The organism is Trinickia sp. (genome assembly GCF_051961175.1).
Lineage (GTDB): Bacteria > Pseudomonadota > Gammaproteobacteria > Burkholderiales > Burkholderiaceae > Trinickia.
The window spans coordinates 1-8,107 of sequence record NZ_JBQCDN010000409.1 but is presented as its reverse complement, the minus strand read 5'-3'; the positions used below and the strand labels follow the sequence as shown (position 1 = coordinate 8,107).

The following is an 8,107-nucleotide window of genomic DNA, read 5'->3' as shown; positions in this document are numbered from 1 at the left end:
TTTGGGGTGGCTGATGGGACTCGAACCCACGACGACAGGAATCACAATCCTGGACTCTACCAACTGAGCTACAGCCACCACTGGTACCGCTAGTTCTTCGCCGGCGTCGCCAACGAAGAAGCGAGATTATACGAATAGATTTGCCGCTTGCCTAGCCCCTCAATCGATAATTTCCACCGAATCGCGCAGATGGCTGCGCGCCTCCTCGAAAATCGACAGGTCCCGCGCCGCGAGTCGCTTGTTGTCCGAGTGCACGCGCCGCCAGCCGCGCGCACCCGCCACGCCGCGATACAACCCGAGCGCATGGCGCATCACGGCCCCGAGGTAGGTGCCGCGTGCCAACTCGGCCTGGCAGTAGGCGATCAGTTCAGCTTCGACCTGCTCGCGTGTTTTGGCGGGCTCGCCACCGTAAAAGCGAGCGTCGACATCGGCCAGCACGAACGGATTGTGATAAGCCTCGCGCCCCAGCATCACCCCATCGACGTGCTGCAGGTGCAGCTCGACTTCATCGAGTGTCTTGATCCCGCCGTTGATGATGATCTCCAACGACGGAAAATCCCGCTTCAGCCGATACGCGTAGTCGTACTTCAACGGCGGAATCTCGCGATTTTCCTTCGGCGACAAACCCTTCAGGATCGCATTGCGCGCGTGAACGATAAACACTTCGCAGCCTGCCTCGGCGATCGACCCGACGAAGTCGCGCACGAATGCGTAGTCCTCGACGGCGTCCACCCCGATCCGGTGCTTGACTGTGACGGGAACCGACACCGCGTCGCGCATCGCGCGCACGCAATCGGCAACGAGTTGCGGCTCGTTCATCAAGCAGGCGCCGAACGCGCCGCGCTGCACGCGCTCGGATGGGCAGCCGCAATTCAGATTGATCTCGTCGTAGCCCCACTGCTCGCCGAGCTTGGCTGCACGCGCCAGATCGCCGGGCTCGCTGCCGCCCAGCTGCAATGCGACAGGCGCTTCCTCTGCCGTGAATGCGAGATGGCGCGCGACATCCCCGAACAGCAGCGCGCCCGTCGTCACCATTTCGGTATAGAGCCACGTATGGCGCGAGATGAGCCGGTGAAAGTAACGGCAGTGACGATCGGTCCAATCCATCATCGGGGCGACGGAGACACGGCGAGGGCTTATTGGAGGGCGTGGCGACATGGGGGGATAAGACGAACCGGGACCAAAGCGAGACAACGGCGAGCCCGTAATTTTACCTCAGCCGCTAGAATGGTGTCCGCGCGAACGCGGCGGCGTCTGCGACTGCGCCGCCTTGCCCGCCGCTGGACAGGCAGACATATAGGAGTTGGGTCAATGAGCGACGGATCGTCCCGTCAGCGCCTCACCGGGCGCGTCTTTCTCGCTTTGCCTTTAGCCGTGCTGGCCGGGTGCAGCACGTGGTTTGGTCCTCGCCCCCCCACGCCGGCGGAGCTGCCCGAGCTCAATGTCATGCCTGTCGAACCCGCGCCGGCGGAGCCCGCACCCGAGCCCGAAGCGTCGGCGCCCGTGGCGGCATCCGCCCCGCGTGAAGCCCCCGAACACAAGCGGCCGCCGCCCAAGCCCGTCTATCGTCCGGCACCCAAACCGCAGCCGGCGCCACCGCCGCAACCGGCCAAGCCGGTCGCGCCGCCGCCTTTGGTCGCGACCCGCACGCTTGCCGCCAACGATATTCATGGTTTGCTCGACGCACGCGTGCAACGTCCCGACGGCAAGGTCATCGGGCGCGCCATCGACATGTTTATCGATACCGCCGGCAAGCCGCGCGAGATGCTCGTCAATCTGGCGGGCTTCATGGGTATAGGCGATCGCAAGATGCGCTTCCCGTGGAGCGACTTTCGCTTCGATCCGACCCACCGCAACGCGCCGATCACGCTCTCGATCGGCCCCAACGAAGCGCCGGCGGCGGCCGCAGCAAAACCCAAGGAGAACGCCACGGGCAAGTCGGCGGGCGCGAACGATGCGCATTTGCTGAGCGTCATCGACGCCACGGCCGAACGAGGCAATGGCTCGCGTGTGGGCCGCGTCGTCGACGTGTTGATTGACGTCCACGGGGAACCGCAGGCGGCCGTCGTCGATGTCGGAAGTCTCATTCATGAACGGCGCAGCATCGCGGCCGACTGGTCCGCGCTCAAGTTCGTGCCGAAAGACGACGCGCTATCGCTGCAAACGGATTTGTCCGACATCCAGGTCAACGCAGCGCCGCCGTACACGCCGAATCAACCGGTGCGCGCCGTCGCACCTGCCCCGGGTGACTCGGCAACCCATCCTACAAGGTAACGAACGCGCAGATGGCAATTTCACGAAGTCTTCGCGCGCTCGACTGGTTGAATTTCTTCCTGGCCAATGTCCAGACGGGGTTCGGACCATTCATCGCGTCATATCTGACCGCCAACAAGTGGACGCAAGGCGAAATCGGTGTCGCCCTGAGCGTCGGCACTGCCACGGCGATGTTGAGCCAGGTACCCGCCGGTGCACTCATCGATGCCTTGCGCAACAAAAAAAGCGCCGGCGCGGCGGCGATCCTCGCGATCGCGGCGTGCGCCTTGCTGCTCGCCGCAAGTCCGACCTTGCTACCGGTGCTCGCGGCCGAGCTGTTTCACGGCTTCGCCAGTTGCATGCTGACGCCGGCGATCGCCGCCATTTCGTTCGCGCTCGTCGGCCGCCACGCATTGGGCGACCGGCTCGGCCGCAACGCCCGCTTCGCCTCGATCGGCAGCGCGTTCGCCGCGGCGGCGATGGGAGCGTTCGGCGAATATTCGTCGGCGCGCGCCGTGTTCTGGCTGACGGCCGCGTTGAGCGTCCCGGCGCTGATCGCGCTGACGATGATCGAAGATACGGGGCGGGCCGCGTTCGGCGCACTGCGCGATAACCACGCCCCCGATGCGCCGCCCCCGCCGGCCCCGGCAACCGAGCACCGGGAAAGCATCGGCTCGCTGTTGCGCGACCGCCGGGTACTGATCTTCGCGGCTTGCATCGCGCTGTTTCACCTGTCGAACGCGGCGATGCTCAATCTCGCGGCCGGCGAAGTGACCGCGCATATGACCGACAACGTTCAGCTCGTTATCGCGGCCTGCATTATCGTGCCGCAAATGGTCGTGGCGGCGATGTCGCCGTGGGTCGGGCGCTCGGCGCAGCGCTGGGGGCGCCGCCCCTTGCTCGTGTTCGGATTTGCGGCACTGCCTCTGCGCGCGCTGCTCTTCGCCGGCGTCTCGAGCCCCTATCTGCTCGTACCCGTGCAACTGCTCGACGGCATTAGCGCAGCCGTCTTCGGCGTCATGCTGCCGCTCATCGCGGCCGACGTCGCCGGCGGCAAGGGACATTACAACCTGTGCATCGGGTTGTTCGGACTGACGGCCGGTATCGGCGCAACGCTGAGCACGCTTGCCGCCGGGTTCATTTCGGATCGCTTCGGCAACACAATCAGTTTCATGGCGCTGGCCGCCGCCGGCGCCCTCGCGGTACTGCTGGTATGGGCGGCGCTGCCCGAGACGCGCGATGCGGACGAGGCCGATTCGGCCGAGGGAAGCCGCGAGCCATCGACAACCTAGCGAAAGCCGGAGCGCAAGCCATGGCGGCCGCGAGCCGGCGAACGCGCACTGGCCCGCGTCACGACTCGCGCGGCCACGCGCAGACGAGTTCGGCGTCCACCGCGGCGCGTGCCGTGTCCAGCGCGCGCTCGGCGGCATGCCGTTCCGTCGGCCAGGTTTCGCCAACGCGCACCAGGCGCCAATCGAGCGCGATCTCGTTGTCCCGCAGCACACGATAATGCGATTTCAGGCCCGTCATGACCTGCTCGATCGCGACTTCGAGCGTAAAGCCGTGGTAACGCTCCACGTAATCGCCCATGTCGATACCGGTCGGTTCCATGATTGCCTCCCGAACACCGTATCTTCGCCTTCGCACCAAGCCGTACGAAGCACGCGCCCGCCGCCCGTTCGCAGACGCACTTTGGGGTGCACCGTCTAATCGCAATCCCCGGACAAATACTTCCGCCCATCGCACGTGATTTCGATAACGCCGTTGCCGTTCTCATCGGCAAGGCCCGCGCTGAGCAATTCGGCGGCAATCGACGTCGAGACGAGCGGCGGCGCCTGGCCGATACCGACTTCGTTCAAGCGCCGCAGTGCCTCGACCGCTTCGGGACTCAAGGATTTGGACATGGCCCGCTCCTCATGGCATGCAATCGCTAATTCAATTTAGCACTTTCGGAGCAGCGCGCCCGCCGCAATACCGCGATGAGCGGGCGTTAGCGAACACCCGCCTATAATGTCGCTCGTTCCGTTTCTCGCGAACGCGCACGCGTGCGGACGGCCGCGCTAAACGGCCCGCATGGACGTGTTCGCCGCACCCTACATGCAAAAATTCATTCTGCCTTTCGTCTCTGGATTTCTCGCCGCGCTGTTCTTCCGGGAAGCCACGCTCGGGCTGCTGCATGCGGCCGGTTTGATCGCCCAGACGGGCTTTTCGACGGACCCGTTCTTGCCGCTCGGCATCCCGGAGTTCATCGCGAATGCGATCTGGGGCGCCGCGTGGGCCGTGCTGATGGCGTGGCTGCTGCGCGTCGCGCCCGAGCGGGCGGCGCCGTGGGTCCAGGCGTTTGTTTTCGGCGGGATCGTGCTGACCGCGGCGCGCGTGTTCATGGTGGATCCGGCGCGCGGCATCTGGCCCAGCGGCAACATGCTGCCGCGGCTCGCGGTGGGCTTCGCGGCGAATGCCGTTTGGGGCTGGGGGGCGCTCGTTTTCATGCGCGCCTTCATGCGCCCGGTGGACGACGAATCTTGACCGAGCGTCCCGGCGGACAAAACATAGTGGCTCACAGCAAACGCTCGCTGCTGCTCGACGCGCGCCGAACCATGACCGCCTGCCTCGGCCGGTGACTCCCGGTGCCCTACCCCAGCAAATGACGCAGCGGATGCGTATCGGGCGTCCAGGCGCTGACGAACATGTGCTCGACCTCGGCACGCGTCACGTCCTCGATACTCGCAATGCGCCACGCCGGGAGATCGTCCTTGTCGATAATCCGGGCTCGCACGCCTTCGACGACATCGCCGTGATCGAAGATCGATCGCGTCAGATCCAGATCACGCCGCAGGCAATCGGACATCGGTCCTTCCGCACGCGTGACGACTTCGAGCGAGACGGCCATCGACAGCGGCGAACGCTCACGCATGACGCGAATCGTTTCCTGCGCCCACTCGCGCGCGCCGGAATCGGTCTCCGCCTCGAGCGACGCGAGGATGCCCGCCACGTCGGGCTGGGAAAAATGCCGGTCGATCCACGCCCGTGTCACGGCGAGCGGCAGCGCGGCGGAGCGGCCGCCCGCCCCCGGCGGCAACGGCGGCGCCGCCTGGCTTGCGAACCCTTCGATGCAGGCGAGGACATCGCCCCCATCGGACAACCGCGCGGTCCCCAGCGCATCAAGCAGTGCCGGAATGGCCGACGTATCGAGATATGCATCGGCCAATCCCGCATAGATCGCATCAGCGGCATCGATCGCGGCGCCCGTCACGGCGAGATAGCGCCCGATCGCCCCAGGTGTGCGGGCAAGGAACCAGCCGGCACCGACGTCGGGAAACAGTCCAATGCGCGTTTCGGGCATCGCCATCTTCGTCGTTTCGCTGACGATGCGCAGGCCGCCGGTGCGATGCGCCCCCTGCGAGATGCCCATCCCGCCCCCCATGACAACACCTTCCATCAGCGCGATGTACGGCTTGCAGTAGGTGAAGATCGCGTGATCGAGCGAGTATTCCTCGATAAAGAAAGCATCGCGCGCCGCAACATCGCCGCGTCGGCCAGCCTCATAGAAGAAGCGCACGTCTCCCCCCGCGCAAAACGCGCGCGGATGCAGACTGCGCACAACGACAGCCAGCACCTGCGGATCGTCGCGCCAGGCGTCGAGCGCCTCGTGCATGGCGCGAATCATCGGAAGGGACAGCGCATTGAGCGCCTGGGGTCGATTCAGCTCGATGAAACCGATGCGGTTCTCGACTCGGGTGCGCAGCTCGTCGCAGGCGACGGGGATCGGTTCGGGCGTAGGCATGAGCAGCGAACGGAAAGATGATCGCGAAACGCAAAAGGTAGCATGCGCACGCGTTGTGTGGGAATCGGGCCGCTCGCGCCCGCTCGCGCCCGCTCGCGCCCGATTCTTGCTCGCGCTCTGGCTGCCAGCGCTTCGAGCCGCACCGCCACCATGGACTCATACTTTCTGAACGATCGCCCGCTCTCCGAGGCCGACGCGGCGACCGCCTGGTTCGACTACGCCGAACACAACGGTATCGACTTGCCGCGCGCCATCAGCCTATGGGAAGACGCCTCGACGCCCGGGGGCGAAGCGAGCCGGCGAACCGTGGCGCAAGCCGGCATCCGCGTCGAAGTCGATCGAAACCGCAGCCGCTGAGAGGCCCCCAATCCGGGCAAACCTCAGTGCGCCTGCATGTTCGAAAAGAGATTGAGCACAACGACGCCGGCCACGATCAAAGACAGCCCCGCCACCGCCGCGAGATCGGGGATTTGCCGGTAGAGCACCATGGCCACGAGCGTGATCAGCACAATGCCGACTCCGGACCATATGGCATACACGATACCGACCGGCATCGACTTGAGCGTCATCGACAAGCAGTAGAACGCGAGCCCGTATCCCGCGACGACAACCAGCGCCGGGACAAGCCGGGTGAAGCCTTCCGAGGCCCGCAGCGCCGACGTGCCGATCACTTCGGCGACGATCGCGATGGCCAGCCAAACGTAGCCCGAGCCGCCCATCGGTCACACCTTGTCGAGCGCGAGCTCGGCAAAATCGAGTTCGAGTTCGGCGCACAGCGCTTCGACGACGAGCTCGTGATCGGCACGCTGCGTCAGCCCGGAGACCGTGACGGAGCCGATTGCGCCGACGCCTGCCAGCGTGATCGGGAACGAACCGCCCGCCGCCGCATACTCGGCGGCCGGCAAACCGTATTTGTCCGCGAGCGTGGCGCCGGTGTGCTGCAAGCGCAGCGCCACCGCATATGAGCTGCGCCGGAAGTGGGCGACGATATTGCTCTTGCGTCGCACCCACGCCGAATTGTCGGGCGTCGTGCCATCGAGCCCGCAGAAAAAAAGCGGAACACCGAAGGTACGCACGTCGATCGCGATCGCATGGTTGCGCGCGATCGCCCGCTCGCGCAGGAACGTACCGAGCTTCCACGCGCGCGCCGCATCGAATCGCGGAAAGACGAGCGCGTGCTCCTGATGAGTAATGGCTTGGAGGTCGTGTTCGAGGTTCATGGAGCGATTCTAGCGTACGGCCTGCGCTCCCACGTTCGCAGATGCGCCGCGCATTTGGCTCGCGCGCCGAGCGAGGTATCGATTTGTGTTGCACCGCATCCAGGTTTCCCCTATACTCTCATCTTTCGACGGACGCGGGGTGGAGCAGTCTGGCAGCTCGTCGGGCTCATAACCCGAAGGTCGTAGGTTCAAATCCTACCCCCGCAACCAAAATGTCCCATGCGCGTATAAAGCGCGCCGAAAATCGCGAGAGATACTGAAAGATGTGTGCGAAAGCGCCCTTTCACCCGCCTCGCGAAAACATCGAAGCCCGGTCCCTGGATCGGGCTTTTTTGTTTTTCCCACCATGTGCACTGCTTGCGCGTCCGTTATCCGGCACAACCCTTTATGCAGTTCGGTTTCCTATTGCGGGCACTAATCTCCCTACATATCGTTGAGCGCGCAACAAGCGCGGCTGTCCGTCGATCACCTATGCCAACGGCCGCTCCAACGACAACGACATGAGATGGAGACCCCAGTGAGCAGCACGACCGATTCAACCGGCATGACCGGTTCACCGCCGTTCCTGTCCAAACAAGCCACCGTCGCAAAGCCGGGATTTTCGCGATGGATGGTGCCCCCCGCCGCGCTGGCCGTCCATCTTTGCATCGGGCAAGCCTACGCGTTCTCAGTGTTCAATGGGCCGCTGACGAAGGTGATCGGCATCACGCAGTCCGCACCGGACGATTGGTCGCTCACGACGCTCGGGTGGATCTTCTCGCTGGCGATCGTCTTTCTCGGGCTGTCGGCTGCGTTCGCGGGCAAATGGCTCGAACACGTGGGGCCGCGCCGTACGATGCTGACGGCGGCC

10 protein-coding genes, 2 tRNA genes and 1 pseudogene are annotated in these 8,107 nt (G+C 65.0%); 6 read left to right on the top strand and 7 right to left on the bottom strand.

Features of this window, described 5'->3' with window-relative positions:
• Nucleotides 1–2: 2 nt before the first annotated feature.
• Together ACTHL0_RS23205 and dusA are read right to left on the bottom strand one after the other, a co-directional pair.
• A tRNA-His gene (locus ACTHL0_RS23205) sits at nt 3–78 on the bottom strand.
• A gap of 81 nt (nt 79–159) precedes the next feature.
• The gene (gene dusA / locus ACTHL0_RS23200; RefSeq protein WP_440569311.1) at nt 160–1,158 is read right to left on the bottom strand and encodes a tRNA dihydrouridine(20/20a) synthase DusA; all 999 of its coding nucleotides are present in this window, start codon (nt 1,156–1,158) and stop codon (nt 160–162) included.
• Between the two features lie 153 nt (nt 1,159–1,311).
• On the opposite strand from dusA, the gene ACTHL0_RS23195 reads away from it, so the two are divergent.
• Together ACTHL0_RS23195 and ACTHL0_RS23190 are read left to right on the top strand one after the other, a co-directional pair.
• Nucleotides 1,312–2,274 carry a PRC-barrel domain-containing protein gene (locus ACTHL0_RS23195; protein WP_440569310.1) on the top strand — a complete coding sequence of 321 codons (963 nt, stop codon included), beginning with the start codon at nt 1,312–1,314 and terminating at the stop codon, nt 2,272–2,274.
• An 11-nt stretch (nt 2,275–2,285) separates the two neighbouring features.
• Complete coding sequence (locus ACTHL0_RS23190) at nt 2,286–3,545, top strand: MFS transporter (protein WP_440569308.1); 1,260 nt, start codon at nt 2,286–2,288, stop codon at nt 3,543–3,545.
• 58 nt (nt 3,546–3,603) lie between these two features.
• Here ACTHL0_RS23190 and ACTHL0_RS23185 read toward each other — a convergent pair whose 3' ends face one another.
• Complete coding sequence (locus ACTHL0_RS23185; protein ID WP_440569306.1) at nt 3,604–3,864, bottom strand: hypothetical protein; 261 nt, start codon at nt 3,862–3,864, stop codon at nt 3,604–3,606.
• 95 nt (nt 3,865–3,959) lie between these two features.
• Nucleotides 3,960–4,157, bottom strand: coding sequence for a hypothetical protein (locus tag ACTHL0_RS23180; protein ID WP_440569305.1), 198 nt, complete (start codon nt 4,155–4,157; stop codon nt 3,960–3,962).
• A 193-nt stretch (nt 4,158–4,350) separates the two neighbouring features.
• Here ACTHL0_RS23180 and ACTHL0_RS23175 point away from each other — a divergent pair, with 193 nt between their 5' ends.
• The gene (locus ACTHL0_RS23175) at nt 4,351–4,779 is read left to right on the top strand and encodes a hypothetical protein (protein ID WP_440569304.1); all 429 of its coding nucleotides are present in this window, start codon (nt 4,351–4,353) and stop codon (nt 4,777–4,779) included.
• 106 nt (nt 4,780–4,885) lie between these two features.
• Here the strand turns inward: ACTHL0_RS23175 and ACTHL0_RS23170 are convergent, their stop codons facing one another.
• A complete protein-coding gene (locus ACTHL0_RS23170; RefSeq protein WP_440569303.1) occupies nt 4,886–6,037 on the bottom strand; it encodes an enoyl-CoA hydratase/isomerase family protein in 1,152 nt (383 codons plus the stop codon).
• Between the two features lie 150 nt (nt 6,038–6,187).
• On the opposite strand from ACTHL0_RS23170, the gene ACTHL0_RS23165 reads away from it, so the two are divergent.
• Complete coding sequence (locus ACTHL0_RS23165) at nt 6,188–6,394, top strand: hypothetical protein (RefSeq protein WP_440569301.1); 207 nt, start codon at nt 6,188–6,190, stop codon at nt 6,392–6,394.
• Between the two features lie 23 nt (nt 6,395–6,417).
• Here the strand turns inward: ACTHL0_RS23165 and ACTHL0_RS23160 are convergent, their stop codons facing one another.
• On the bottom strand, nt 6,418–6,756 hold the full coding sequence (locus ACTHL0_RS23160) for a DMT family transporter (protein WP_440569300.1): 339 nt from the start codon (nt 6,754–6,756) through the stop codon (nt 6,418–6,420).
• A gap of 3 nt (nt 6,757–6,759) precedes the next feature.
• Entirely contained in the window at nt 6,760–7,257 is a 498-nt protein-coding gene (locus tag ACTHL0_RS23155) for a heme-degrading domain-containing protein (protein ID WP_440569298.1), read from the bottom strand.
• Between the two features lie 133 nt (nt 7,258–7,390).
• On the opposite strand from ACTHL0_RS23155, the gene ACTHL0_RS23150 reads away from it, so the two are divergent.
• Nucleotides 7,391–7,467, top strand: a tRNA-Met gene (locus ACTHL0_RS23150).
• Nucleotides 7,468–7,801: 334 nt separating this feature from the next.
• Nucleotides 7,802–8,107: pseudogene (locus ACTHL0_RS23145) on the top strand (MFS transporter); the annotation flags it as partial.